Below are 26,506 nucleotides of genomic sequence, written 5' to 3'. Positions count from 1 at the left end.
TGGGAGCTGGCTTGCCTGCGATGCAGACACCTCAGTGTTTCAGGCATCCCCAGTTGATGCCATCGCAGGCAAGCCAGCTCCCACAGGGTTCACCGGTGTCTGGCAGACCGAGGCAGGCCTGCACATCGAATAAAAAGAGGATTTCTTCATGGCTAAAATCGGATTCATCGGCACCGGCATCATGGGGCAACCCATGGCCGCCAACCTGCAGAAAGCAGGTCACCAACTGTTCCTGTCCGAACACCACGGCAAGGCCCCGCAAGCGCTGATCGACGCGGGCGCGGTGGCCCTGGCCAACCCGCAGCAAGTGGCGCAGGAAGCCGAGTTCATCATCGTGATGGTGCCCGACACGCCACAGGTCGAAGACGTGCTGTTGCGCGCCGACGGCGTGGCTGCCGGCTTGTCGCCCGGCAAGGTAGTGATCGACATGAGTTCGATCTCGCCCACCGCCACCAAGGCATTTGCCGCACAGATCAACGAAACCGGCGCGCAGTACCTGGACGCGCCCGTGTCCGGCGGCGAAGTCGGTGCCAAGGCCGGCACCCTGAGCATCATGGTGGGTGGCGAAGCGCAGACCTTCGAGCGCGCCTTGCCGCTGTTCCAGGCCATGGGCAAGAACATCACCTTGGTGGGCGGCAATGGCGACGGCCAGACCGCCAAGGTGGCCAACCAGATCATCGTTGCGTTGAACATCCAGGCGGTGGCCGAAGCGCTGCTGTTCGCCGCCAAAAACGGTGCCGACCCGGCCAAGGTGCGTGAAGCGCTGATGGGTGGTTTTGCGTCGTCGAAGATCCTCGAAGTGCATGGCGAGCGCATGATCAAGGGCACCTTTGATCCGGGCTTTCGCATCAACCTGCACCAGAAGGACCTCAACCTGGCCCTGGCCGGCGCCAAGGAGCTGGGGATCAACCTGCCGAACACCGCCGGTACGCAGCAGGTGTTCAGCACGTGCGCAGCGTTGGGCGGTGGGAATTGGGACCATTCGGCGTTGATCAAGGGCTTGGAGCATATGGCGAACTTTTCGATTCGCGATAAATAGCTCCGGTTGAAACGCAGGCCCGTGTGGGAGCTGGCTTGCCTGCGATAGCGGTCTGTCAGTGAAAGATCAGTTGCCTGGCACACCGCTATCGCAGGCAAGCCAGCTCCCACATTTTGATTGCATTCCAACGCTCAAATTTGCTGCACCTCTAATAACAAAAAAGCCCCTGGGAGCCCGCTTATGTCGGTCGATCCGCAACACCTGCTTCGCGAGCTGTTCGCCACAGCCATCGATGCCGCCCATCCCCGGCAAGTCCTGGAGCCCTACCTGCCCGCCGACCGCAGCGGCCGCGTGATTGTGATCGGTGCCGGCAAGGCCGCCGCCGCCATGGCCGTTGTCGTCGAGCATTGCTGGGAGGGCGAAGTCACAGGCCTGGTCGTCACCCGTTACGGGCACGGCGCGCGGTGCAAAAGCATCGAAGTGGTCGAAGCCGCCCACCCGGTGCCGGACGCCGCCGGCCTGGCCGTGGCCCAGCGCGTGCTGGGATTGATCAGCAACCTCAGCGAAGACGACCGCGTGATTTTCCTGCTGTCCGGCGGCGGCTCCGCCTTGTTGGCCCTGCCCGCCGAAGGCATCACCCTGGCCGACAAGCAAACCGTCAATAAGGCCCTGCTCAAGTCCGGCGCGACCATTGGCGAGATGAACTGCGTGCGCAAGCACCTCTCGGCCATCAAGGGCGGCCGACTGGCCAAGGCTGCATGGCCGGCGACTGTCTACACCTACGCGATTTCCGATGTGCCGGGCGACCAGGCCACGGTGATTGCCTCCGGCCCCACCGTCGGCGACCCCAGCACCTCGCAACAGGCCCTGGCGATTCTCAAGCGCTATCACATCGAAGTACCCGCCTCCGTGCGCAGTTGGTTGCAGGACCCGGCGTCGGAAACCGTCAAGCCCGGCGACCCGGTGCTCGCCCGCAGCCATTTCCAGTTGGTCGCCCGCCCGCAGCAGTCCCTGGAAGCGGTGGCGGTAAAAATACGCCAGGCCGGTTTCAGCCCGTTGATCCTCGGTGACCTGGAGGGCGAAGCGCGGGACGTGGCCAAGGTGCACGCCGGGATTGCCCGGCAGATCGTGCAACATGGCCAGCCGCTGGCGGCGCCGTGCGTGATCCTCTCCGGCGGTGAAACCACCGTCACCGTGCGCGGCCATGGCCGTGGCGGGCGCAACGCGGAGTTCCTGCTGAGCCTCACCGACAGCCTCAAGGGCCTGCCCGGGGTGTACGCCCTGGCCGGCGATACCGACGGCATCGACGGCTCCGAAGACAACGCCGGCGCGATCATGACCCCAAGCAGTTACGCCCGCGCCGAAGCCCTCGGCCTGTCGGCCAGCGATGAGTTGGATAACAACAACGGCTACGGCTATTTCGCCGCCCTCGACGGTTTGATCATCACCGAGCCGACGCGCACCAACGTCAACGACTTTCGCGCCATCCTGATTCTTGAGACTGCCAACCATGACGCCTGACAAGAAAGTCAAAATCCTCGCCACCCTGGGCCCCGCCACTGACGGTATCGATGACATCCGCGAGCTGGTGGAAGCCGGGGTCAACCTCTTTCGCCTCAATTTCAGCCACGGTGACCACGCCGATCACGCCCAGCGTTACCAGTGGATTCGCCAAGTGGAACGCCAGTTGAATTACCCGCTTGGCATCCTCATGGACCTGCAAGGGCCGAAGCTGCGGGTCGGCCGTTTTGCCGAGGGCAAGGTGCAACTGGTGCGCGGCCAGGCCCTGCGCCTGGACCTGGACGAAACACCGGGGGATCAACGCCGGGTCAACCTGCCCCATCCGGAAATCCTCAAGGCCCTGGAACCCGGCATGGACCTGTTGCTGGACGACGGCAAGCTGCGCCTGCGGGTCCTCACCAAACACGCGGATGCCATCGACACCACGGTGCTGAACGGCGGCGAATTGTCTGACCGCAAAGGTGTGAACGTGCCACAAGCGCTGTTGGAACTCAGCCCGTTGACCGCCAAGGATCGGCGCGACTTGAGCTTCGGTCTGGAGCTGGGGGTGGACTGGGTAGCGCTGTCGTTCGTGCAGCGCCCGGAAGACATCCGCGAAGCCCGCGAGTTGATCGGCGACAAGGCCTTCCTGATGGCCAAGATCGAGAAGCCGTCGGCCGTGCAATGCCTGCGGGAAATCGCCGAATTGAGCGACGCAATCATGGTGGCCCGAGGCGACCTGGGCGTGGAAGTGCCCGCCGAAAGCGTGCCGCAGATTCAGAAAGACATCATCCGCACCTGCCGCCAGTTGGGTAAACCGGTGGTGGTGGCCACGCAGATGCTGGAATCCATGCGCTTCTCGCCGGCGCCGACCCGTGCCGAAGTCACGGATGTCGCCAATGCGGTGGCCGAAGGCGCGGATGCGCTGATGCTGTCGGCGGAAACCGCGTCCGGCGAATACCCGCTGGAAGCCGTGCAGATGATGAGCAAAATCATCCGCCAGGTGGAAAGCGGCCCGGACTACCAGACGCAACTGGATGTCAGCCGGCCCAGGGCGGATGCCACGGTGTCGGACGCCATCAGCTGCGCGATCCGCCGCATCAGCAGCATCTTGCCGGTGGCGGTGCTGGTGAACTACAGCGAGTCCGGCAGCTCCAGCCTGCGCGCGGCGCGGGAACGGCCGGCGGCAGCGATCCTCAACCTCACACCGAACCTGTCCACGGCGCGGCGGTTGAGCGTGGCGTGGGGCGTGCATTCGGTGGTCAACGACCGGCTGCGCCAGGTGGATGAGGTGTGCTCCACGGCGCTGGAGATAGCGCAGGCACAGGGCATGGCGCAGCGCGGGGATACGTTGGTGATTACCGCCGGGGTGCCGTTCGGGCAGCCGGGGTCGACCAACTCGCTGCGTATCGAGACGTTGATTTAGCGCCTGCCAGGGCCTCATCGCGGGCAAGCCCGGCTCCCACAGGGATCGATGTTCGACAGGACAACTCGGTCAACGGTGGGAGCTGGCTTGCCTGCGATAAGGGCAACCCGGTCTAACTGACTTAACCCAATGCCCAACCAGAGCTGCCCCGACTGGGCCGAAGCCCTGCTCAACGGCTTCAGCCAGATCTTCCTGCAGCGCCAGCCGCTGTGTGGCGTGCTGTGCCTGCTGGCCATCCTGGTCGGCGCCCCGGCTGCCTTCGGCGCGGCGTTGCTGGGCGGTGTGGCGGGCCTGCTCACGGCCCAGCGCCGCGGGTATCCCAAGGTGGAACGCCAGGCCGGCCTTTATAGCTACAACGGCGTGCTGCTGGGCTTGTTGATCAGTCAGCACTTTGCCTGGTCGGCCTTGTTGCCGCCGCTGATCCTGGCGTGCGGTGGCTTGAGTGCGATCCTGACGCGGCAATGGTTGCAACGCGCCAGCCAGCCCGATGATTTGCCGGCCTATACCGCGCCTTTTGTCGGCCTGGGCTGGTTGCTGCTGGGCACGGCGCCGCCGGGCACCCTGGCCTTGAGCGAACCCGACAGCGTGGCCCTCTTCACCGCCCCGTTTACCGGGCTTGCCCAGATCATGCTGCTGGACCAGCCCCTGGCGGGTGGCCTGATTGCGCTGGGCCTGTGGCTGGCCGACCGGCGCGCCGCCGTGTGGGCGCTGATCGGCGCCAGCGCTGGCATGCTGGCGGCGCTGTGTCTGCACGAACCGGCCGGTGCCCTCTTGGGCCTGCACAGTTACAACCCCGCATTGGCGGCGTTGGCCCTGAGCCAGGTACGTCGCCAGCCCTGGTGGCCACTGCTCGGCATCCTGCTGGCGATCCTCCTCACACCGGGCTTTGCGGCCCTGCACCTGCCCACGTTGACCGCGCCGTTCATCCTCGCGTGCTGGTTGGTGCGTGCAGGCGCGCGCGTGTTGCGCAAACCCCGCATGGACAGTCCCTTCGAATCCCCCTAGGCTTGCCCGATATCAGTTTCAGGCGGGATTTATGGACAGCAACAACGACTGGCGCCAGCGGCTCTACGTCATGGTTTTCCAAAGCGACACCGCCGCCGGGCGGCGTTTTGACGGCATCCTGTTGCTGATCATCCTCGCCAGCCTGGTGGTCGTGATGCTCGACAGCATCGACCAGATCCACCAGAACTACGCCGACGTGCTGGCCTATATCGAGTGGGGCTTCACGCTGATCTTCCTGATCGAGTACGGGTTGCGCCTGTACTGCTCGCCGAAACCGCTGCGGTATGCCTTCAGCTTCTACGGTCTGGTGGATCTGCTGGCCATCGTGCCCGGCATCCTTGCCCTGTATTACAGCGATGCCCAGTACCTGTTGATCATCCGCATCATCCGCATGCTGCGCATCTTCCGGGTGCTCAAGCTCAGCCCGTACCTCAAGCAAGCCAATTACCTGATGGCGGCGCTGCGTGGCAGCAAGCAGAAGATCGTGGTGTTCCTGGTGAGCGTGTGCACGCTGGTCACCGTGTTCGGCACCTTGATGTACGTGATCGAAGGCCCGGAACACGGCTTTACCAGCATCCCCAAGGGCATCTATTGGGCGATCGTGACCCTGACCACCGTGGGCTTTGGCGATATCGTGCCAAAGACGCCGCTGGGCCAGGTGATTTCGTCGTTGGTGATGATCACCGGTTACTCGATCATTGCCGTGCCCACCGGCATCTTCACCGCTGAACTGGCGAGTGCCATGCGTGGCGAACAGCTGCAAACCGATTGCCCGGTGTGCAAAAAGAACAGCCACGAACCCAACGCAGCCTTTTGCTCACGCTGTGGCAATGCGCTGTTCAAGAAAGTGGAATAAGCAAAGCACGTTTTATTCTTTAAGCGTGCAGGCCTCGCCCGCTATAGTCGCTGGCCTATTGCCCTCAATTGACAACCGTCTCGAACAACAAGGAATGAGCAGTGAAAAAACTCGTTAGCGCCTCCCTCCTGGCCGCCGGCCTTGCCCTGGCCGGCGCCGTCCAGGCAGCCCCCGTCACACTGCTCAACGTCTCTTACGACGTGATGCGCGATTTCTACAAGGACTACAACGCCGCCTTCCAGAAACACTGGGAAGCCGAGCACCCGGACGACAAGCTGACCTTGCAGATGTCCTTCGGCGGTTCCAGCAAGCAAGCGCGCTCGGTCATCGACGGCCTGCCGGCGGACGTGATCACCATGAACATGGCCACCGACATCAACGCCCTGGCGGACAACGGCAAACTGGTGCCCGACAACTGGGTCACCCGTCTGCCGAACAACAGCGCGCCGTTCACCTCAGCCACGGTGTTTATCGTGCGCAAAGGCAACCCCAAAGCCCTGAAGGATTGGCCGGATCTGTTGAAAGACGGCGTACAGGTGATCGTGCCCAACCCGAAAACCTCGGGCAACGGCCGCTACACTTACCTGTCGGCCTGGGGCTACGTGTTGAAGAACGGCGGCGACGAAGACAAGGCCAAGGCGTTCGTCGGCAAGCTGTTCAAACAGGCGCCGGTGCTGGATACCGGCGGCCGTGCCGCCACCACCACGTTCATGACCAACCAGATCGGCGACGTGCTGGTAACCTTTGAAAACGAAGCGGAAATGATCGCGCGTGAATTCGGCCGTGACCAGTTCGAAGTGATCTACCCAAGCGTCTCCGCCGAAGCCGAGCCGCCGGTGTCGGTGGTCGACAAAGTCGTCGACAAAAAGGGCACCCGAATCGCTGCCGAGGATTACTTGAAGTACCTGTGGTCGCCACAAGGTCAGGAAATCGCGGCCAACAACTACCTGCGTCCGCGCGATCCGAAGGTGCTGGCCAAGTACACCGACCGCTTCCCGAAAGTCGATTTCCTCTCGGTGGAGAAGACCTTTGGCGACTGGCGCACCGTGCAGAAGACCCACTTCAATGATGGTGGGGTGTTTGACCAGATCTATTCCGGTCAGTAACTGAAGAAACGCGGTCAGTGTGGGAGCTGGCTTGCCTGCGATAGCATCACCTCGGTCTGACTGATAGACCGAGGTGACAGCATCGCAGGCAAGCCAGCTCCCACATTGGTTTTGTATCTTTGCAGTTACATCGGCGGTGTTATGCCCGTTAACGCTTCAGTCATCCATTCCCGGCATGAGTGTTATCACCGCGAGCGGCCTACTCGGCATCGGGCCTTGTCTTTACTCTCGCTCGCCATCTCCCTCGCCTTTTATGAGAACACCATGAACGCTACCCCACACGCTGCAAGCACCATGACCCGCGGGATGGTGATGCTGTTTGCGTTTTGTTGCGGCGCTATCGTCGCCAACATCTACTACGCGCAACCGATCATCGAAATGATCGCGCCGGATATCGGCCTCACGCCCGCCATGGCCAGCCTGATCGTATCGCTGACGCAAATCGGCTACGCCCTGGGCCTGTTTTTCCTGGTGCCCCTGGGTGACCTGCTGGAAAACCGCAAGCTGATGATCGCCACCACAGTGCTGGCCATTGCCAGCCTGTTGGGCGCAGCGGTGACCGAACAACCCAACCTGTTCCTGCTGGTGTCGTTGCTGATCGGGTTCAGTTCGGTGTCGGTACAGATCCTGATCCCCTTGGCCGCGCACCTGGCGCCGGCCGAGTCCCGTGGCCGTGTGGTCGGCAGCATCATGGGCGGCCTGTTGCTGGGCATCCTGCTGGCCCGGCCCGTGTCCAGCGTCGTGGCGGATCACTTCGGCTGGCGTGCGATGTTCATGGCGGCGGCGGCGTTGATGGCGTTTATCAGCGTGGTGCTGCTGATCACCATCCCCAAGCGTCAACCCGACCACAGCGCCAGCTACGGCCAACTGCTGCGTTCCCTGGGCACGCTGCTGCGTGAACAACCGGTGCTGCGCCAACGGGCGTTCTACCAGGGCTGCATGTTCGCCAGCTTCAGCCTGTTCTGGACCGCCGTCCCGCTGGAACTGGTGCGCAACCACGGCCTGAGCCAGACCCAGATCGCCCTCTTCGCCCTGGTGGGCGCCATTGGCGCCATCGCCGCGCCGATTGCCGGCCGCCTGGCCGATGCCGGCCACACCCACCGCGCGTCCCTGCTCGCCATGGTCCTGGCGGTGCTGAGCTTCCTGCCGGCCTTCGTCCACCCGTTGTACAGCGTGATCGGCCTGGCCGTGACCGGCGTTGTCCTGGACTTCTGCGTGCAGATGAACATGGTCCTCGGCCAGCGCGCCGTCTACGCCCTTGACGCCAAAAGCCGCAGCCGCCTGAACGCGCTGTACATGACCAGCATCTTCATCGGCGGCGCCTTCGGCTCGGCAATCGCCAGCAGCGTGTACGAACACGGCGGCTGGCTGGGTGTGGTGCTGGTGGGCAGCGCGTTCCCGCTGGTGGCGCTGTTGCGGTTCCTGGGTGCGTCGCGCCAGGCCAGGGTGGCGACCGCTTGAGCGACGGGCTTAAACCTGGTTTTTTTGCGCGGGAGCTTGGCCGGACGGTGACGTCAGCAGGCCCAGCAACTGCGAGAAAAACCCTAACAGGGTGATAGCAAGCAGCTGGATCAAGCCGGCGGTGTCTTCCCGGGTCTTATCCGCCAACGGGGCGGGCGCGGGGGGTGTAGGTGTAGGTGCAGGCACGGGCCGGGTCCCAGGCGTCTGGCCGTTCCAGCGCACATCGGCAGGTTTGATCGCCCTCTTGCTCTGGACCAACAGGTCCGCCTTGCCCGTGCCCTTGAGATCAATAGCCAGGCTCGAACCGCCCGTACTGGCATCCTGCTTGAGCACCACCTCCCCGGCTCGGCCAGTGAACCGATCGGTAAATACCAGTGCAGGTACACCCGCCTCCTTCATTGCGCCCGACACATCGATCGTATCGGTACCGCTGGTGAAGTCCTCGATCATGTCCGGATCGGATGGCGTGGAGTCGCTGGCCTTGTCGTAGACAAAGGTATCCGCGCCGCCACCGCCTTTCAGGGTATCGCCCCGCCCGCCGCCCTTGAGCCGGTTGGCAGCCTCATTGCCCGACAGCGTGTCGCGACCTGAGCCGCCGATGGCATTTTCAATCACGCAGCCCTGGGCGATGGAGACATTGCCCTTCAACCCACCGACGTCTGAAAACGATTCGGCGTTCAGGTTGATGTGCTGGTCCTGGGCGAAACCGGAGAAATCCAGGGTGTCGACACCGCCGCCGTCCCACACACAGAAGACGGGTTGGTCCGTGGCGCTCTTGAGGCTCAACGCCTCCCGTTCGGTGTTGGAATTGAAGCCGTAGGTGGTGTCGGTGTGACGGGTTTGATGATTGGCCCCGTACAGGCGTTGCGCCGCCGCAATATCGTCCATCATCGGCGCGGACGGGTTCTGTCGCTTGAAATCGTGACCCTTCTGTTTGGTCTCCGACCAATAACTCATTACCGTGCGCGCCTTTGTATCTTCGGCATAGACCGCTTCCTTGTTGTAATCAAAGTTTCGCCCGTAGTCTCCCGGGTGGTGCAGGCCGATGGCATGACCGATTTCGTGTATCGCCGTCACCGCAAAGTGACTGCCCAGCGCCGGGGACCGGCTTTCTCCTTGCGTGCCAATGGTGGCTGAGGTGCTGGTGGTAAAACGGTTGGGAAATGTGGCGACACCCCGATTACCGCTGGGGTTGTTGCGAATGTTGAGCGTGCCGTCCGAACCACCTGGCTGTTCGTGAAAATTGATGTTGGCCACGTCCTGCCAGGACTGCACCGCCTGACGCACGCGCCGCTGCTGCGCCTGAGTGAAACTCGTGTCCACGGTGTAATTCACATCGATTTTCGAGTCGCCGTTGCGGTCATGAAAGCGCAGGTTTTGTCGCGTGAGTTGCTTGGCCGCCTGGTCCGTTGTGTAAGAGGGCTTATGACCATATCCGCCTCCAAACGAGCCGGGATCCGGCAGGTGATCAAGACGACTGACACTTCGCGGTTCAACAGTATTCATTGGGCAATACCTTCGGTTTTACAAAGAGAGCCGAATCAGTTCAGTTCGGCGTTCGAGTCATCAAGACCGCAGATAAGCTCGCACGCTGAAAAAGCTGACACCAATGTAAATGTGGTACTGACCGCAACACTTGCACAGTTCGAAATACGGGGCGACACAACTAACAATTCATTTGCAATTCACACACTCGAACACAAAAGGCTTTGGGTGGCATCCAGTTGTTTTCACAAGAGAAAAACAAATTCTAAAGAACATCCATCGTTCAACTACATCGTTTTCCCACCTCGCAGGACATCTGCGTTAAACCTTGCGCTGGACGCCAAAGCGGTCGTAATGACGGCAATCTTCAGGACCGCACCAGTTTCTCAAGCGCGGCATCCGCCAGAAAGGAAGAGCGGCTCTTGACCTTGTGCTCACGCACATAACGGTCGATACGCTGGATGACATAACCGGGCAATGTCACATTGACCTTCTCGGTCTTGCCCAGATAGGGCGAGATGTCCAACTCCAACATCCCCCAGCCCATCGCGGCGTAGTCTTCGTGGGCGTGATGATTGGCCACTGATGTAGGCATCGGAATCGGCCCACCCTCGGCAGCGATCTCCTGCAACAGGATGTGGGCAATTTCCACTGCGGCGTTATAGGCCTCCTCAAAACTGTCCCCGGCGGTGACTGCGCCCGGGATATCGGGGATCTGGATACCGGTGGCGGTGAAGTCGTCGCCCCATTCGATACAGATTGGGTATTGCATGAATGTTCTCCTTAAAACTGAAACAAACCGGCGCGTTTCCTGATGCTTCTGACGGTGCCCAACGGCAGGTCCTTTTTAGGGTGGGGCACGGGGATGGTGTACGGGCTGTAGCGGTGGGTGAAAATATGATGGCTGCCCGCGACCCGATCCAACACCCAGCCTGCCTCTTGCAGTTCCTTGATCAATAACCTGCTTTGCACCCTAGCCTCCTTGGCTTGGCCTGAATTAAAGTAACCCTGGAGTTACCTTTATTCAAGCACAAATTTCTCGTCCCTGACTGGCGGCTGTTTTACTGGGTATTGGAAACCCGGCTGCTCAGCACTGGAAACACATGACACCCATCGTTCATCGCCTTAGGCTTGAGCGCCGCCAAGCCAAACAGGGAACATCGATGGACCGCCTCACCGCCATGGAAACCTTCGTCCACGTCGTCGAAACCGGCTCGTTCTCCGCTGCCGCCAAGCGCCTGGGCGTCGGCCAGCCCGCCGTTTCCAAAAGCATTGCGCAGCTTGAGACGCGCCTGGCGGTACGTTTGGTGCTGCGCTCAACACGGGGCCTGACGCCAACCGAGGCAGGCCTGGCGTTTTTCGAGAAGGCCAAACGCGCGATTGATGAAACCAACGCCGCCGACGATGCCGCCCGTGGTGCCGGCGCGGGGCTGAGCGGCAACCTGAGGATCAGCGCCCCGGTGACCTTCGCCCGGATGCATATCGTTCCTCACCTGGGGCCCTTCCTGGCGCAATTTCCCGAATTGAATGTGGACGTGGTGCTCGACGACCGCAGCCTCAACCTGGTCGAGGAAGGCATCGACGTGGCGCTACGCATGGGCAATCTGGTCGACTCGAGCCTGACGGCACGCAAGATCGGCGAATCGCCGTGCGTCATCCTCGGCACCCCGGCCTATTTCGAGCGCTTTGGCGAGCCCGCCACGCCGGCGGATCTGTTGCAGCACGAGGCCGTGATCTACACACGCGGCGAAGGCGCGCATTGGAACTTCACCCAAGGCGACACGCAGTACCCACTGCTCGCCCATGGCCGCGTACGCGTGACGGCGGCCGAAGGCGTGCGCGCTGCGGTGTTGAGCCATCTGGGACTGACCTTGTCGTCCACCTGGATGTTTGCGCCGGAACTGGCCAGCGGCGAGGTGAAGTCGGTGCTGACCGACTGGACATTGCCGGCCCGCGATTTATGGGCGGTATTCCCCACGGGCAGGATGGCGAGTGCCAAGGCGCGGGCGTTTGTGGAATATGTGGAGCGGTTGCTGGCCGGGACCCTGTACCCAGACTAAATGGCGAAGCTACATACTGTAGTGAGCGGGCTTGTCCCGCGCTGGGGGGCGAAGCCGCCCCAATAAAGCCACCGCGGTACTCCAGCTAGAACCGAGTCGCCTGGGTTGGGGCGGCTTCGCCCCCCAGCGCGGGGCAAGCCCGCTCACTACAGGTTCGTGTCGATACCCATGGCGTGTGCAGAATGCCCGTGGTCGAGGCAACACAGCAGGCGTTCGACCGTCTGTTCCAGGGGCCCGGAGTTATCCAGCACCCGTAACCCCGCGCCATTGCCGGCGATCAACTCGGCGGTAAATTGCGCATTGCGCGCCAGCCGCGCCTCGATATCCACCAGCGCTTCACGCCCGCGCACGATCAAGCGTTGGCGCAGCACCGCCTGGTCGACCGTCAACAGCAACACCAGCGCCGTCGGGTAACGTTCGCGCGCCTGCACCAGGTGCGCGCGGGAGCCATTGACCAGCACGTCGTTACCCGCCGCCAACCAGTCGTCGATCTGCCGGGGAATGCCATAACACAAGCCGTTCGCCTGCCAACTGAGGGCAAACGCGCCCTCGGCCTGCATTGCGGCAAACTGCTGCGGGCTGACACCCTGCGCCGCCTCGCCCACCGCTTCAGCCGAGCGCGTGATGACGCGGCGCACGATGCGGCAACCGCGCTCGGCCAAGCGTGCGCGTGCGGCGTCCAGCAGGCTGTCCTTGCCCGAGCCGGAAGGCCCGATGAGATAGATCAACCTGCCAGCCATCAAAACACCCTCTTCACTTGTCGACCGCGGCCACATTACCGGAGTACCACCCGCCGCGCACTACGTTCGGTGCGCCCATCAAACCGGTAATGGCCGCAGTGCAGACCGGTGAGATGGCACGATTACAGGTGAATGAAGTGCTGGATCGGGAGTGTCCCGTGCCTTGATAGCGAGGTGATCTCCTGTGGGAGCTGGCTTGCCTGCGATGGCGGTGTACCGGCAAATGATTCGGCGCCTGACACGCCGCCATCGCGGGCAAGCCCGGCTCCCACAAAAGATCTTCGTTGGACTGAGGGCTGTGTTCACAGGCAGAAAAAAGGCGACCCGAAGGTCGCCTTTTGTCATTGCGCGTACTGCTTGCTCAGCCCCGGTGGCACGCCCTGCACGTCGGTTTCTTCCCACGGCCCGTTGGGGCTGATCGAACGGCTCCAGCCGTTGCTCCAGCGGTAGTACGTGCGCTGGCGGTAGAACGTATCGGGCTGGTCGTCGAGCACATACACCTGCATCTTGCCGTCCCAGTGGCTGGCCGCGCCCGGTGGTGGGGCGAAGGTCGCGGACTTACTCGGCAGCGGCTTCGGCGGCGGGGTCACCGGGCCGGAGGGTTTGGTGCTGGGCTGGGTCGAAGGGCCCGAGGGCGGGATGGTCGGGCCGGTGGGCCCCGGAGGTGGGCGGTGGACCGCACAGGCGCTCAGGCCCAGTACCAGGCTGAGCAGGGTGATGCGTGCAAATGCGGTCATGGGCGTTTCCTCGAAATTACTTGTCCGGAGTGTCGATGGTCAGTTGCTGCAGCGCGGTGGTGCTGCTGGCCACAGGTTGGCTGCGGCCGATCCACTCGCCCGTGGTCGGCTGACCGGCCCGGGATATGCGTGCAACCAGTTGGACTTCGGGGAAGTTGGACAGTTTCAACTGCGGCATCATCGCGTCGGCATCGCCCAGTTCGACGGTGACCGGCAGCTCGGCGACTGTGACGCGCTTGGCCGCCAGCGGCGCCGGCGGGCCGTTCACGGCGCGGGCGAAGATGAATACGCTGTCGGTGGGCAGGGCTTTGGCTTTGACCTCGGCGGATAAATCTACACGCACTTTCATCACGGCTTTTTGCGCGACAGTGCCACCGCTCTCCTTGAGCTTTTGCGCAGCGCGATCAATGCCGCCCTGCAGTGCCGCACGGGAGTTGTCCTGCGCTGGCAGTTGCGCCAGCAGGCGGCTCCAGTAGTCGATCGCCTCCTGGTAACGCTGGCCTTCAAAGGCTGCGATCCCCAGCAGCCCGAGGCTGGTGACTTCCTTGGGATCGAGCTTCAACGCCTCGTCGGTCAACGCCTGGACCTTGGGCGACCACTGTTTGTTGTCGGCAAAGTACTGCGCCTGGGCCCACTGGCCGAGCAGTTCCGGCTGGCGGCCGGCCAAGGCCACGGTCCGTTCGAAAACTTTGGCGGCATCAGCCGGACGATCCTGGGCCATATAAGCGCGGCCGAGGAAGTACAGGCCTTCGGCCGAATCCGGCTGGGCCACGGCGGCGCGCTCCAGGCGCTGGGTCATGTCTTGCATGGACACCGGCGGCTGGGAGAATTCGCGGGTCAGCTCGACCTTGTCGCTGGCGCCGAAGTGCAGGTACAGGCCGAGGCCAAGCACGGGGACCAGCACGGCAGCGAGCAGGGGCAGCGGTTTGCCCAGGCGCGATTCGCGGGGTTTTTCCACGCCTTCGGTATCGGCCAGCAATTCACGGGCCGCTTCGGCGCGGCCGCTGTCGAGTTGCGCGGCATTCAGCACGCCTTCGTCCTGCTGCACTTGCAGCTCGGCGACGCGCTCCTGGTAGAGCGCCACGTTCAGCGCGGTGCGGTCTTCTTCGCGCTGGGCACGGCGGCCACGCAGTACGGGGATCAGCAGGAAACTCAGGGCAATCAGAAGCAGCAAGCCGGCTGCGAGCCAGAAATCAATCATCAGTCTTGGTGTCCAGCAATTGGTCGAGGCGTTTACGCTCTTCAGGGGACAGCGCGTCGGCGCCATCGGCAGGCGCGGCGCGGCGGCGGCGCACAATCACCGCCATCACCACCACGCCGGCCAGCAGCAACCCGGCGGGGCCGAACCAGAGCAACGCGGTCTTGCCGGTGAGGGCCGGTTTGTAGCGCACGAAATCACCGTAGCGGTCGACCATGAAATCGATGATCTGCTGGTCGTCCTTGCCCTCCCCCAGCATGCGGAAGATTTCCCGGCGCAGGTCGGTGGCGATGGGCGCATTGGAGTCGGCGATGTCCTGGTTCTGGCACTTGGGGCAGCGCAGTTCCTTGGTCAGGTCGCGAAAGCGCTGACGCTCGGCGTCGTTGGCGAATTCGTAGGTGTCGATGGCGGCCTGGGCCACGCCGGTCAATCCCAGCGCCAGCACCGCAGCGGCGAGCAGACGCTTCATGGCGTGGCCTCATCGACCAGCGCCTGGTACTTGGCGGCCAGTTGTTCGCGCCATACGGCCTCGTCGATCACACCGACATACTTGTCGCGGATCACGCCCTTGGCATCGATAAAGAAGGTTTCCGGCGCGCCATAGACGCCGAGATTCAGGCCGAGGTTGCCGTCTTCATCGCGGATATCCAGTTGATACGGGTTGTGGAACTCGGCCAGCCACTTCAAGGCCGCCGCGTTGTCATCCTTGTAGTTGATGCCGTAGATCACCACGCCCTTTTCGGCCAGCTTGTTCAGCACCGGGTGCTCGACGCGACAGGAGATGCACCAGGTGCCCCACACATTGACCAGCGCCGGTTTGCCACGCAGGTCGGCCTCGGTCACGGTCTTGTCGCCCTGCACCGTCGGCAGGGAAAACGCCGGGAACGGCTTGCCGATCATTGCCGAAGGCAACTCGGCCGGGTCCAGGTAAAGACCGCGATACAGAAAGACCGCCACCACCAGAAACAGCGCCAGCGGCACGACCATCAACCAACGCTTCATACCGCCGCTCCTTGCAGGCCGAGGGCTTCACGCACCCGGCTCTTGACCTTGACCCGGTAGCGCCGATCCAGCGCGGCCAGCAAACCACCAAAGCCGGTAAGCAAACCGCCAAACCAGATCCAGCGCACGAACGGCTTCACATGCACCCGCACCGCCCACGCCCCCTCGCCCAGGGGTTCACCCAGGGCCACGTAGAGGTCACGGGTGAAGCCTGCGTCGATACCCGCTTCAGTCATCATCGAGCTCTGTACGGTGTACAGGCGTTTTTCCGGGTGCAGCACGGCGATTTCCTTACCGTTGCGCACGACGCGCACCGTGCCTTTGTCGGATGTGAAGTTGGGCCCTTCGAAGTGCCTGGCGCCGTCGAAGATGAATTGGTAACCGCCCAGGTCCATGGACTCGCCAGGCGCCAGGCGCAGGTCGCGCTCGGCGCTGTTCTGGCTGGAGAGCACCACGCCCAGGGCGCACACGGCGATGCCGAGATGCGCGATCTGCATGCCCCAATAACTGCGGGTCAAAGTCGGCAGACCTTTGAGCAGGCCTTTGTGGCGGGTCTTGTCGGCGATATCGCGCACGCCGGCCAGCAACACCCAGGCCGCGAGCAGGAAGGTAGCGAGCACCGCCCAATTGAAGTCGCCATAGGCGACACCTGCGATCACCGCCAGGGCCACGCTGCCCAACAACACCGGCATCAGCATGCCCGCCAGCCATTTGACCGGGGTGTCTTTCCAGCGCACCAGCATGCCGACGGCCATCACCACCATCAACAGGCCCATCAACGGAATAAACAGCGCGTTGAAGTACGGCGGGCCGACGGACAATTTGGCGCCGCTCAAGGCATCCAGCACCAGCGGATACAGGGTACCGAGCAGGATCATCGACGCCGCCACCACCAGCACCAGGTTGTTACCCAGCAGCAGGGTTTCCCGCGACCACAGGTTGAAGCCGACCTGGCTCTTGACCACTGGCGCGCGCAACGCGAACAACGTCAGCGAGCCGCCGACCACAAACAGCAGGAAGATCAGGATGAACACGCCGCGCGCAGGATCAGAGGCAAACGCATGCACCGACGTCAACACGCCCGAACGTACAAGGAAAGTGCCGAGCAGGCTGAGGGAAAACGCGGCGATGGCCAGCAGCACGGTCCAGCTCTTGAACACGCCGCGCTTTTCGGTGACGGCCAGCGAGTGAATCAAGGCGGTGCCGACCAGCCAGGGCATGAAGGAGGCGTTTTCCACCGGGTCCCAGAACCACCAGCCGCCCCAGCCGAGTTCGTAGTAGGCCCACCACGAGCCCAAGGTAATACCGATGCCGAGGAACGCCCAGGCGACGATGGTCCATGGCCGCGACCAGCGCGCCCAGGCCGCATCCAGGCGCCCGCCGAGCAAGGCGGCGATGGCAAAGGCGAATGCCACCGAGAACCCCACGTACCCCATATAAAGCATCGGCGGGTGCACGATCAGGCCGATGTCCTGAAGCAGCGGGTTGAGGTCGTGACCGTCCACCGGGATCTGCGGCAGGATGCGGCTGAACGGGTTGGAGGTCATGATCAGGAACAGCAGGAAGCCGATGCTGATCATGCCCATCACCGCCAGCACACGGGCCAACATGACTTGCGGCAGTTGCCGCGAGAACACCGACACGGCGAAGGTCCAGCCGCCGAGGATCAGCGCCCACAGCAGCAACGAGCCTTCGTGGGCGCCCCACACGGCGCTGAACTTGTAGTACCAGGGCAAGGCGCTGTTGGAGTTATTGGCAACATAGGCGACGGAAAAATCGTCGGTCATGAAGGCGTAGGTCAGGCAACCGAACGCGAACAGCAAAAAGGCGAACTGGCCCCAGGCGGCCGGCTGCGCCAGGCTCATCCACAGGCGGTCGCCGCGCCAGGCGCCGAGCAACGGCACCACGGCCTGGACCATGGCGAAGCACAGGGCGAGGATCATCGCCAACTGGCCCAGTTCCGGAATGAACAGTGCGGACGTCATCACTTAGCCCTCCTTCGCAGGCTTTGAATTTAAGCCAGGAGCGGATTGGCCGCTGTCTTTCAAAGCCTTGGTCACTTCCGGCGGCATGTATTTTTCATCGTGCTTGGCCAGGACCTCATCGGCCACCACCACACCGTCGGCGTTGAGCTTGCCCAGGGCGACGATGCCCTGGCCTTCGCGGAACAGGTCCGGGAGGATGCCACGGTAGGTGATGGTCACGGATTTGCTGAAGTCGGTGACCACGAAGGTCACGTCCAGGGAATCGCCGGAGCGCTTCAAGGAGCCCTTCTCCACCATGCCGCCGGCGCGGATGCGCGTATCGACGGGCGCTTCGCCGTTAGCGATCTGGGTCGGGGTGTAGAACAGGTTGATGTTCTGCTGCAAGGCGCTCAAGGCCAGGGCCACGGCGATGCCGACGCCGGCCAGGATGGCAAGGATGATCAACAGACGCTTTCTACGCAGCGGATTCACTTTTCGGTCTCCCGGCGCAGACGACGCGCCTCTTGTTGCAGGTAACGCTTGCGGGCCAGGATCGGCGCGGCGACGTTGAGGGCCAGCACCGCCAGGCAGATGCCGTAGGCCGTCCAGACATACAGGCCGTGATGGCCCATGGCGATAAATTCGCTGAAAGACGCAAAACTCATGCGCGCGCCCCCAGGCTGTTTTGCACTTCGGCCTTGACCCAGCTGGCGCGGGCTTCACGCTTGAGCACTTCGAGGCGCATGCGCATCAGCAGCACGGCGCCGAAGAAGCAATAGAACCCCAGCACCATCAGCAGCAGCGGCGCCCACATCTCCACGGGCATCGCCGGTTTTTCGGTGAGGGTGAAGGTGGCGCCCTGGTGCAGGGTGTTCCACCACTCCACCGAGTACTTGATGATCGGGATGTTGATCACACCGACAATCGCCAGCACCGCGCAGGCCTTGGCGGCGCTGTCACGATTGCTGATTGCGTTGCCCAGGGCAATCAGACCGAAGTACAGGAACAGCAGGATCAGCATGGACGTTAGTCGCGCATCCCACACCCACCACGAACCCCAGGTGGGCTTGCCCCAGATCGCACCGGTGACCAGCGCCACGGCGGTCATCCACGCACCGATGGGCGCGGCGCACTGCAGGGCGACGTCCGCGAGCTTCATCTTCCACACCAGGCCGACGACACCGCACACCGCCAGCATCACGTAGCAGGACTGGGCCAGCATCGCGGCGGGCACGTGGATATAGATGATGCGAAAGCTGTTGCCTTGCTGGTAGTCCGGCGGCGCAAAGGCCAGACCCCAGACCAGGCCGATGCCGATCAGCAACATCGCGGCGACACTCAACCACGGCAGCAGCCTGCCACTGATGCCGTAGAACCATTTGGGCGAGCCGAGCTTGTGAAACCAGGTCCAGTTCATTGCTGTTTCCATCACGGGTGCTTCTTGTCGTTGCAAGAAGCCTAGGGTCTTTACTGACCAGACATAACGCTTGGTCAGACCTCATTATTCGCCGACGCTGATCTTCAGGCCGGCCGCTATAGCAAAGGGTGTCAGGGTTACCGCCAGGGCGGTCAGGCTACCAAGCCACAGGAGGTAACCGGTCGCCGGCATGCCCATGAGCGCGGCTTGCAAAGCGCCGCTGCCCAGGATCAACACCGGGATATACAAAGGCAAGATCAGCAGGGCCAGCAGCAGGCCACCGCGCTTCAAACCCACGGTCAATGCCGCACCCACCGCGCCCAGCAGGCTCAGGGTGGGCGTGCCGAGCAGCAACGACAGGAGCAACACCGGCAGGCACTCGGTGGGCAACCCTAGCATCATCGCCAGCAACGGCGAGAGCAGCACCAGCGCCAGCCCGGAAAAAGCCCAGTGTGCCAGTACCTTGGCCAGTACCAGAAGTGGCAGGGGGTGCGGCGAAAGGACCCACTGTTCGAGGGAACCGTCTTCGAAATCGCTGCGAAACAGCCCGTCCAGCGAGAGCAATACCGATAACAGCGCCGCGACCCACACCAGTCCAGGAGACAAGGTTTGCAACAGTTTGGTCTCCGGCCCCACCGCCAACGGGAACAACGCAATCACGATGGCAAAGAATACCAGCGGGTTGGCCAACTCGGCCGGGCGACGACACAGCAGGCGGGCCTCACGGGCAACCAACAGACCGAACACACTCACGGCAACCACCGCCCCAGGTCCAGGTCACGGTAACCGGCGGGCACGCGGGCCAGGGTGTGGTGGGTGGTAAGCACCACCAGGCCGCCCTGCTCGCAGTGTCGGGCCAAATGTTCTTCCAACTGGGCGACGCCGTGTTTGTCGAGGGCCGTGAAAGGTTCGTCGAGAATCCACAGCGGCGGTCCCGGCAAGTACAAACGCGCCAGGGCCACGCGGCGCTGTTGGCCGGCGGACAGGGTGTGGCAGGGGACGTCCTCGAAACCCTTGAGGCCGACGGCGGCGAGGGCCTGCCAGATGGCATCACGGGACGCGCGATGATGCAGGGCGCCGAGCCAACTGAGGTTCTCTTCGGCGCTCAGCACGTCCTTGATACCGGCGGCGTGGCCGATCCAGATCAGGTTGCGCGCAAGTTCCGTGCGCTGTTGGTCGAGGGGCTTGCCGTTGAGTCGAACCTCACCGGCCGTCGGCTGCATCAACCCGGCCAGCAGGCGCAGCAAGCTGGTTTTGCCGCTGCCGTTGGGGCCGCTGACTTGCACCATGTCGCCGCCGGCCAGCCGCAGCTCGAGATGCTCGAACAGCAGGCGCAAGTCGCGTTCACAGGAGAGCGCTACGGCTTCAAGAAGAGGGCTGGTCAAGAGATCGCGGGCCTTTACGGTTCAAGTCGGCGGTGCAGCGGCCGTTATAGAAAGAAGCACAATAACGGCTTTGGCGACCGATTTTAGAGAGCTGGATCAAATAGTTGTGAGGTTTTTAGCGCTCTCTTTGCAGACCGGCGGCATTATACATGCGATGCCCTACGCTAAAGAGGGCAATTTCCCCAGAGACGATGCGCACGATGACCGGCGAGATCAACCTTCCTACGCTCCCTCCCACGCCGGCCGCCGGACAATCGCCCGCGCCCGCGGCAGGCGCCTTGCTCAAATTGCTGGAGCCGCAGATCGGCTTGATTGACCCCGGGAAAACCGCAAATGCCGAAGTCATCGCCCTCAAGCAAGGCGGTGAAGCGTTTCAACTGTTGCTCAAGCTGACCCTGGAAGGCGGCCGCCAGACCCTGGTGCAGGCCAGCAGCGCCCAACCCTTGCCGCTGGGCAGTAACGTGGCGGTGAGCCAGACGCCCGCCGGCAACCTGACCCTCAGCCTGCAACAGGCGTTGAGCGCGAATGTGGCGGCCCTCACGCGCATCGATACCGCCAAGATACCGGAAGGCACTCTGCTGCAAGCCAAGGTGCTGACCACCCAGATGCTGCCCCAGGGCAGCGCGCAACCGGCGATCTACCGGTCGCTGGTGACGGTACTCAATAACGCCCTGGCCGGGGCGACGCTGACGCTGGAAAGCCCGCAACCCTTGCGCGTGGGCAGTTTGCTCAGTGCCGTGGTGCAGAACGCGCAGACCCTGAATTTCGTGCCGTTGAGCGGGCTCAAGGATCAATTGGCAATCACGCAGCAACTCTCCACCCAGCAAAGTCGCCAAGGCTCGCTGGATGCGGTGTTCACTGCACTGCAGAACCTGCCGCGCGGCGACAGCACCTCCGCCGACCTGCGCGCCGCCGCCGACCGCTTGCTGGCTGCGTTGCCGGACCTGGCACAGGTGAGCAACCCCAAGGTGCTGGCCCAGGTGATCCAGAACAGCGGGGCCTTCCTCGAGGCCAAATTGCTCGCCGGGCAAAATCCGCAAGTACCGCCGTTGGACATGAAGGGCGCCTTGTTGCGCCTGGTCGCCGATCTGGTGCCCGCCCTGCCCGTCAGCACCAACCTGAATGCCATCCTCGCCGCCAACACGCTGGCGCAGATGTTGCCCAATTTTGTCCGCAGCCCGCTCAATACCCTTGGCCAAGTCAGCGCACGGCAGGCGCCGGCCAGCTTCCCGCTGCCCGAGCGGCTGATGGGCAAGCTGGAAGGCGAAGGCGACCTGGAAAACCTGCTGCGCCTGGCTGCCGGGGCGATCTCGCGGTTGCAGAGCCATCAGTTGTCGAGCCTGGAGCAGACCGGCACCACCGCCGACGGCCGCCTGCAAACCACTTGGCAGTTGGAGATTCCCATGCGCACCCTGCAAGACATCGTGCCATTGCAGGTCAAGTTCCAGCGCGAAGAACCCGCGCCGGACAAGGACCAGCCCGAACGCAAAGAAAAGAAAGACGCCAAGCAGATGCTCTGGCGTGTCGAACTGGCCTTCGACATGGAGCCGCTGGGGCCGTTGCAGGTCCAGGCGCAACTGAGCCAGGGCAAACTGTCCAGCCAGCTGTGGGCCACTCGGCCGTTCACCGCCAGCTTGATCGAAAGCCACTTGGGCAGCCTGCGCGAACGCCTGGTGACGTCGGGCCTCAACGTCGGCGATCTCGACTGCCACCTCGGCACCCCGCCACGCGGGCCAAAAACCGGGTTGGAGCAACGCTGGGTGGATGAAACCGCATGAACAACGCCAACCCACCGCGCCAGGCGATTGCGCTTAAATACGATGGACAACAAGCCCCGACCCTGACGGCCAAGGGCGATGACGCCCTGGCCGAAGCGATCCTGAAGCTGGCGCGGGAAAACGAAGTGCCCATCTACGAAAACGCCGAGCTGGTGAAGCTGCTGGCGCGCATGGAACTGGGGGATAGCATTCCGGAAGAGCTGTACCGCACGATTGCCGAGATCATCGCGTTTGCCTGGACGTTGAAGGGCAAGTTCCCGGTGGGCTATGACCCACACGCCGCGCCGGTGGAGCGCGACGTGACCGAACGTGGGGATGATTACTGAGTTTTATCGGACTCACATCGCTCCTACTGGGAGCTGGCTTGCCTGCGTTAGCCCTAGGTCCCTAAAACTCTAAAGGCTGAAAGTCTGTAGTGAGCGGGCTTGTCGAATCGTCGCACCGCCCGCGCTGGGTGGCGAAGCCGCCCCAACAAAGCCACCGCCGAGTGTCAGAGAGGCCCAGGTCGCCTGGTTTGGGGCGGCTTCGCCACCCAGCGCGGGCGGTGCGACGATTCGACAAGCCCGCTCACTACGAAGATGTGTAGGCACCCAGCTCCCACCTTGGAGTTGCAGGGTTAGTTGAGTACTTCACTCAGGGGAATGAAGTTGACCCGGTCGCCGACCTCCAAGGTCGTGCCTTCCAGCACCTCCACAAACCCTTCGGCCCACGCCGCGCTGCGTAGCACGCCGGAGCTCTGGTTGCGGTAGATGATCGCCTTGCCTTGCTCGATGCGTCCGCGCAGGTACTCGCGGCGGTTGCCTGGCTTGGGCCAGGTGAATCCCACCGGCACTTCAAAGCGCAGTGGCTCGACGTCTTGCACGCCTTGGCGACGCAGCAGGTAAGGGCGTGCCAGCAGGGCGAACGTCACCAGGGTCGACGCCGGATTACCCGGCAGGCCAATCACCGGCACGCCGCGGAAGTGGCCGAAGGTCAGCGGCTTGCCTGGCTTGATCGCGAGTTTCCACAAGGCCAGCTCGCCCTCCTCACGCAGGGCGATACCGAGAAAATCCGCCTCGCCCACCGACACACCACCGGTCGACAGGATCAGGTCAACGCTGCCCAGCTCGGCCAGGCGTGTGCGGGTGTGTTCCAGGTCATCGGGCAGGATGCCGGCGTCGATCACTTCGCAGCCCATGCGCGTGAGCCATGTACACAGCAGCCGCCGGTTGCTGTTGTAGATCTGGCCGGGGCCCAGCGGCAAGCCCGGCTCGATCAGCTCGTCGCCAGTGGACAGCACCGCCACGCGTGGGCGGCGGACTACCTCCAGGCGGTCACGGCCAAGTGAGGCGGCGAGGCCCAGTTCGATCGGGCCCAGGCGCGTGCCGGCCGACAAGACACATTCGCCGACGGTGGTTTCCTGGCCCTGGGGACGTATGTTCTGGCCCGCCCGCAACGGCTCGGTAAAGCCCACGCGCTCGTCAGCGTGAACCACGGCGTTTTCTTGCATTTGCACACAGTCGGCCCCTTCGGGTACCGGCGCGCCGGTGAAGATGCGCGCGCAGGTGCCTGCGGCCAATGGCAGCGGTACAGCGCCTGCGAAGATGCGCTGGCTGACCACCAGCGGCTCGCCGGTCCAGTCCGACAGGCGCAGGGCGTAACCGTCCATGGCGCTGTTCGGCCAGGGTGGCAGGTCGAGGGTGGAGATCAGGTCTTGCGCCAGGACGCGACCATCGCAGTCCGCCAGCGCCAGGGTTTCCCGGTCACGGATCGGCGCGGCTGCGGCCATGGCCAGCAGTTGCTCCAGTGCGTCTTCGACCGGCATCAGCGCGCCGCTCTTGCCCGGCTTACCCACGGGATTCACAAGGCTCGGCCTGTTTGAGGTGCGGCACGAAGTTGCACGGGCGGTGGCGGTTGTCCAGTTGCTCGGCGAGGATGCCGTCCCACCCGGTGCGCACCGCATTGGTGGAACCCGGCAGGCAGCACACCAGGGTGCCGTTGGCCAGGCCGGCCAGGGCGCGGGATTGCACGGTGGAGGTGCCGATATCGGCCACGGAAATCTGGCGGAACAGTTCGCCAAAACCATCGACCTGTTTGTCCAGCAGGCAACTCACGGCTTCAGGCGTGCTGTCACGGCCGGTGAAGCCGGTGCCGCCAGTGATCAGCACCACCTGCACCACGTCTTCGGCGATCCAGTGGGCGACCTGGGCGCGGATCTTGTAGAGGTCGTCCTTGAGCAGCACGCGCTCGGCCAGCCTGTGGCCGGCGGCGGTCAGGCGGTCGACGAAGACCTGGCCGGACGTATCGGTTTCCAGGGTACGGGTGTCGCTGACGGTCAATACGGCGATATTCAGGGGTACGAAGGGCGCATCTGCCTTGGCGTTCATGGCACGGTCCGGTTGTCGAAGGAACAGCCCGATGTTATATCACAGGCCCCCCTTTTGCTGCCGCTGCGGAACCGCCATGCCTATCGATTCATCCCCCCTGCCCTGTTCGGTCCTGCTGCTGTCCGGTGGCCGCGGCCAACGCATGGGCGGCCAGGATAAAGGCCTGCTGGAATGGCGCGGCCAACCCTTGATCGCGCATTTACAGCGCCTGGTGCGGCCGCTCACGGATGACCTGATCATCTCCTGCAACCGCAACCCGCAACAGTACGCGGCGTATGCCGACCGGCTGGTGAGTGACGACAGCCCGGACTTTCCCGGCCCGCTCGCCGGTATCCGTGCGGGACTCGCCGTCGCGCGTCGTGGGCACTTGCTGATTGTGCCGTGCGACGTGCCGAATCTCGACGACCGACTGCTCGCCGACCTGCGTGAGATGGCGCAGCAGCACCCGCTGCTGCCGGTGATGGTGCGCCATGGCGAGTTCTGGGAACCGCTGATCTGCATCATCCCGACCGCCCTGCGCGACGCGGTGGACAGCGCCTGGCGCGCCGGTGAACGCAGCCCGCGCAAGCTCTTCCTGCAACTGGGCGGCGTGGGCCTTGAGTGCCCGGCGGACGACCCGCGCCTGGCCAACCTGAACACGCCGGCGCTGTTAAAGACGCGCTCGGGCGTGTCAGAATGAACCTCGCACAAGGAACTTTGTCGGCGCTCCACGCGTCACAAGGTCAGCATTTAAAAAGTATTCTCTCGGAGACACACCCATGACTCAACGGACCATCGCCGCTCTCATGCTTGCACTGGGCCTCGCTACCCTCGCCGGTTGCGCCTCGCCGACAGTGATCACCCTGAATGACGGTCGCGAAATCCAGGCCGTCGACACCCCGAAATACAACGAAGATTCGGGTTTCTACGAATTCGAACAACTTGACGGCAAGCGCACCCGCATCAATAAAGACCAGGTTCGCACCGTTAAAGACCTGTAGTGAGCGGGCTTGCCCCGCGCTGGGTGGCGAAGCCGCCCTAAACGGGACGCCGCGCAGTATCAGAAAGCCCCAGCTATCCGGTTAACCCAAGGCCCGCCTCGCGCGGGCCTTGTCGTTTCCGGCGCTTACCAGTCGAGGCTGATCCGGCTGCGAAAGACACGCTCGTGACCTGTGACCGGGTCGATGAAACGCACGCCCTGGGCCAGCAGTTTCAGCGGGTTGGTGTAGTCGTCCACGGCGTCCTTGATCACGTCCGGGTAGAACGGGTCGTTGCAGATACTCGCGCCAAGCGCGGTCATGTGCACGCGCAACTGGTGCTTCTTGCCCGTCACCGGAAACAGGCCGTAGCGCCACAGGTTGCCGTTCTTTTCTCGCACCTCCACGGCCGTTTCGGTGTTGGCGATACCGTCGCCTTCCTGCATGCGAAAAAACGGTTCGCCATCGACCAGGCGGCTTTTATGCACCAGGGGGAAAGTCAGGTGCGGCAGGGCCGGGGCGATGGCTTCGTAGAATTTATCGATCTTGCGCGTGGGAAACAGCTGTTGATACGCGGAACGGCTGGCCGGGTTGGCCGAGAACAGCACCAACCCCGCCGTATGCCGGTCGATGCGATGCAAGGGCACCAGCGACGGATTGTCCAGACGACGAATCAGGCGGCGCAGCAGAGTCTGTTCGACGTACTCACCGGCCGGCGTCACGGGCAGGAAGTGCGGTTTGTCCGCGACCACCAGATGCTCGTCGGCATACAGGATGGTCTCCTGCACCGGGATTACCTTCTCGTTTGGCACTTCCCGGAAGTAGTAGATGCACAGGCCTTCCTTGTAGGCCAGGTCCAGGGCGATCGGGCTGCCGTGGATGTCCAGCACCCGGCCTCGGGCAATACGGTCCAGCCAGTGCCCGCGGCCAATCGCCGGGAAGTGTTCGCACAGGCAATCGAGCACTGTCGCCCAGGCGCCGGGCGGCAAATACAAGGTGCTGGCTTGGTGCCGGGAGGCGGAAAAACTGGATGTGGACATGAACCTGCTCGAACCTGGGAAAAAACGGGCAGGCATTATCCCGCA

General features: G+C 63.3%; 29 protein-coding genes. 12 read left to right on the top strand and 17 right to left on the bottom strand.

Annotation, left to right across the window (positions count from 1 at the left end; genetic code table 11):
* The first annotated feature begins 148 nt into the window (after positions 1–148).
* The 7 genes from BLL36_RS05595 to BLL36_RS05565 all read left to right on the top strand — a co-directional run bounded on the left by BLL36_RS05595 (position 149) and on the right by BLL36_RS05565 (position 8,333).
* Positions 149–1,039 carry a 2-hydroxy-3-oxopropionate reductase gene (locus tag BLL36_RS05595; RefSeq protein WP_076950467.1) on the top strand — a complete coding sequence of 297 codons (891 nt, stop codon included), beginning with the start codon at positions 149–151 and terminating at the stop codon, positions 1,037–1,039.
* A gap of 180 nt (positions 1,040–1,219) precedes the next feature.
* Entirely contained in the window at positions 1,220–2,500 is a 1,281-nt protein-coding gene (locus tag BLL36_RS05590; RefSeq protein WP_076950466.1) for a glycerate kinase type-2 family protein, read from the top strand.
* Positions 2,490–3,905 (top strand): pyruvate kinase, encoded by a 1,416-nt coding sequence (pyk, locus tag BLL36_RS05585; RefSeq protein ID WP_076950465.1) that lies wholly within the window; start codon positions 2,490–2,492, stop codon positions 3,903–3,905. Before BLL36_RS05590 ends, pyk begins: the two co-directional genes overlap by 11 nt.
* Before the next feature lie 129 nt (positions 3,906–4,034).
* Entirely contained in the window at positions 4,035–4,910 is an 876-nt protein-coding gene (locus BLL36_RS05580) for an urea transporter (protein ID WP_076950464.1), read from the top strand.
* Between the two features lie 31 nt (positions 4,911–4,941).
* Positions 4,942–5,766: an ion transporter gene (locus tag BLL36_RS05575; RefSeq protein ID WP_076950463.1), complete on the top strand. Its 825-nt coding sequence runs from the start codon at positions 4,942–4,944 to the stop codon at positions 5,764–5,766.
* A gap of 101 nt (positions 5,767–5,867) precedes the next feature.
* Entirely contained in the window at positions 5,868–6,872 is a 1,005-nt protein-coding gene (locus BLL36_RS05570) for a sulfate ABC transporter substrate-binding protein (RefSeq protein ID WP_076950462.1), read from the top strand.
* 264 nt (positions 6,873–7,136) lie between these two features.
* Positions 7,137–8,333 carry an MFS transporter gene (locus BLL36_RS05565; protein ID WP_076950461.1) on the top strand — a complete coding sequence of 399 codons (1,197 nt, stop codon included), beginning with the start codon at positions 7,137–7,139 and terminating at the stop codon, positions 8,331–8,333.
* Between the two features lie 9 nt (positions 8,334–8,342).
* Here the strand turns inward: BLL36_RS05565 and BLL36_RS05560 are convergent, their stop codons facing one another.
* From BLL36_RS05560 to BLL36_RS05550, 3 genes are all read right to left on the bottom strand, one after another.
* The gene (locus BLL36_RS05560) at positions 8,343–9,839 is read right to left on the bottom strand and encodes a M10 family metallopeptidase C-terminal domain-containing protein (RefSeq protein WP_076950460.1); all 1,497 of its coding nucleotides are present in this window, start codon (positions 9,837–9,839) and stop codon (positions 8,343–8,345) included.
* Between the two features lie 346 nt (positions 9,840–10,185).
* Positions 10,186–10,590, bottom strand: coding sequence for a type II toxin-antitoxin system HicB family antitoxin (locus BLL36_RS05555; protein WP_076950459.1), 405 nt, complete (start codon positions 10,588–10,590; stop codon positions 10,186–10,188).
* Between the two features lie 11 nt (positions 10,591–10,601).
* Complete coding sequence (locus BLL36_RS05550; protein WP_076950458.1) at positions 10,602–10,790, bottom strand: type II toxin-antitoxin system HicA family toxin; 189 nt, start codon at positions 10,788–10,790, stop codon at positions 10,602–10,604.
* Between the two features lie 191 nt (positions 10,791–10,981).
* Between BLL36_RS05550 and BLL36_RS05545 the strand changes: the two genes are divergently transcribed.
* Entirely contained in the window at positions 10,982–11,878 is an 897-nt protein-coding gene (locus tag BLL36_RS05545) for a LysR family transcriptional regulator (RefSeq protein ID WP_076950457.1), read from the top strand.
* 146 nt (positions 11,879–12,024) lie between these two features.
* On the opposite strand, the gene phnN is transcribed toward BLL36_RS05545, so the two are convergent.
* From phnN to ccmA, 11 genes are all read right to left on the bottom strand, one after another.
* Positions 12,025–12,618, bottom strand: coding sequence for a phosphonate metabolism protein/1,5-bisphosphokinase (PRPP-forming) PhnN (gene phnN / locus BLL36_RS05540; protein WP_076950456.1), 594 nt, complete (start codon positions 12,616–12,618; stop codon positions 12,025–12,027).
* A 341-nt stretch (positions 12,619–12,959) separates the two neighbouring features.
* Positions 12,960–13,355 carry a hypothetical protein gene (locus BLL36_RS05535; protein ID WP_076950455.1) on the bottom strand — a complete coding sequence of 132 codons (396 nt, stop codon included), beginning with the start codon at positions 13,353–13,355 and terminating at the stop codon, positions 12,960–12,962.
* A 16-nt stretch (positions 13,356–13,371) separates the two neighbouring features.
* The gene (gene ccmI / locus BLL36_RS05530) at positions 13,372–14,556 is read right to left on the bottom strand and encodes a c-type cytochrome biogenesis protein CcmI (protein WP_076950454.1); all 1,185 of its coding nucleotides are present in this window, start codon (positions 14,554–14,556) and stop codon (positions 13,372–13,374) included.
* Complete coding sequence (locus BLL36_RS05525; protein WP_076950453.1) at positions 14,549–15,022, bottom strand: cytochrome c-type biogenesis protein; 474 nt, start codon at positions 15,020–15,022, stop codon at positions 14,549–14,551. Before BLL36_RS05525 ends, ccmI begins: the two co-directional genes overlap by 8 nt.
* A complete protein-coding gene (locus BLL36_RS05520) occupies positions 15,019–15,555 on the bottom strand; it encodes a DsbE family thiol:disulfide interchange protein (protein ID WP_076950452.1) in 537 nt (178 codons plus the stop codon). Before BLL36_RS05520 ends, BLL36_RS05525 begins: the two co-directional genes overlap by 4 nt.
* On the bottom strand, positions 15,552–17,540 hold the full coding sequence (locus tag BLL36_RS05515; protein ID WP_076950451.1) for a heme lyase CcmF/NrfE family subunit: 1,989 nt from the start codon (positions 17,538–17,540) through the stop codon (positions 15,552–15,554). The genes BLL36_RS05520 and BLL36_RS05515 overlap by 4 nt, the downstream gene beginning before the upstream one ends.
* A 3-nt stretch (positions 17,541–17,543) precedes the next feature.
* Positions 17,544–18,011, bottom strand: coding sequence for a cytochrome c maturation protein CcmE (gene ccmE / locus BLL36_RS05510; RefSeq protein WP_076950450.1), 468 nt, complete (start codon positions 18,009–18,011; stop codon positions 17,544–17,546).
* Positions 18,008–18,184, bottom strand: coding sequence for a heme exporter protein CcmD (gene ccmD, locus BLL36_RS05505; RefSeq protein ID WP_049709263.1), 177 nt, complete (start codon positions 18,182–18,184; stop codon positions 18,008–18,010). The genes ccmE and ccmD overlap by 4 nt, the downstream gene beginning before the upstream one ends.
* Positions 18,181–18,936 carry a heme ABC transporter permease gene (locus BLL36_RS05500; protein ID WP_076950449.1) on the bottom strand — a complete coding sequence of 252 codons (756 nt, stop codon included), beginning with the start codon at positions 18,934–18,936 and terminating at the stop codon, positions 18,181–18,183. Before BLL36_RS05500 ends, ccmD begins: the two co-directional genes overlap by 4 nt.
* A gap of 84 nt (positions 18,937–19,020) precedes the next feature.
* Positions 19,021–19,689, bottom strand: a complete 669-nt coding sequence (gene ccmB / locus BLL36_RS05495) for a heme exporter protein CcmB (RefSeq protein ID WP_076950518.1) — start codon at positions 19,687–19,689, stop codon at positions 19,021–19,023.
* Complete coding sequence (ccmA, locus tag BLL36_RS05490) at positions 19,686–20,321, bottom strand: cytochrome c biogenesis heme-transporting ATPase CcmA (protein WP_076950448.1); 636 nt, start codon at positions 20,319–20,321, stop codon at positions 19,686–19,688. The genes ccmB and ccmA overlap by 4 nt, the downstream gene beginning before the upstream one ends.
* Before the next feature lie 200 nt (positions 20,322–20,521).
* Between ccmA and fliK the strand changes: the two genes are divergently transcribed.
* Both fliK and BLL36_RS05480 read left to right on the top strand, forming a co-directional pair.
* Entirely contained in the window at positions 20,522–22,099 is a 1,578-nt protein-coding gene (gene fliK / locus BLL36_RS05485; protein ID WP_076950517.1) for a flagellar hook-length control protein FliK, read from the top strand.
* Entirely contained in the window at positions 22,096–22,425 is a 330-nt protein-coding gene (locus BLL36_RS05480) for an EscU/YscU/HrcU family type III secretion system export apparatus switch protein (protein ID WP_076950447.1), read from the top strand. The genes fliK and BLL36_RS05480 overlap by 4 nt, the downstream gene beginning before the upstream one ends.
* Before the next feature lie 290 nt (positions 22,426–22,715).
* Here BLL36_RS05480 and BLL36_RS05475 read toward each other — a convergent pair whose 3' ends face one another.
* Positions 22,716–23,942, bottom strand: coding sequence for a molybdopterin molybdotransferase MoeA (locus BLL36_RS05475; protein ID WP_076950446.1), 1,227 nt, complete (start codon positions 23,940–23,942; stop codon positions 22,716–22,718).
* Entirely contained in the window at positions 23,926–24,465 is a 540-nt protein-coding gene (moaB, locus tag BLL36_RS05470; RefSeq protein WP_076950445.1) for a molybdenum cofactor biosynthesis protein B, read from the bottom strand. Before moaB ends, BLL36_RS05475 begins: the two co-directional genes overlap by 17 nt.
* A 76-nt stretch (positions 24,466–24,541) precedes the next feature.
* Here moaB and mobA point away from each other — a divergent pair, with 76 nt between their 5' ends.
* Both mobA and BLL36_RS05460 read left to right on the top strand, forming a co-directional pair.
* Entirely contained in the window at positions 24,542–25,144 is a 603-nt protein-coding gene (gene mobA, locus BLL36_RS05465) for a molybdenum cofactor guanylyltransferase MobA (RefSeq protein ID WP_076950444.1), read from the top strand.
* Between the two features lie 79 nt (positions 25,145–25,223).
* Positions 25,224–25,445 carry a YgdI/YgdR family lipoprotein gene (locus BLL36_RS05460; RefSeq protein WP_010211805.1) on the top strand — a complete coding sequence of 74 codons (222 nt, stop codon included), beginning with the start codon at positions 25,224–25,226 and terminating at the stop codon, positions 25,443–25,445.
* 125 nt (positions 25,446–25,570) lie between these two features.
* On the opposite strand, the gene BLL36_RS05455 is transcribed toward BLL36_RS05460, so the two are convergent.
* On the bottom strand, positions 25,571–26,461 hold the full coding sequence (locus BLL36_RS05455) for a pseudouridine synthase (protein ID WP_076950443.1): 891 nt from the start codon (positions 26,459–26,461) through the stop codon (positions 25,571–25,573).
* Between the last annotated feature and the right edge of the window lie 45 nt (positions 26,462–26,506).

The sequence above is a fragment of the Pseudomonas cedrina subsp. cedrina genome, from assembly GCF_001983175.1.
GTDB classification, from domain to species: domain Bacteria; phylum Pseudomonadota; class Gammaproteobacteria; order Pseudomonadales; family Pseudomonadaceae; genus Aquipseudomonas; species Aquipseudomonas cedrina.
This window is presented reverse-complemented; position numbering and strand designations above follow the sequence as displayed.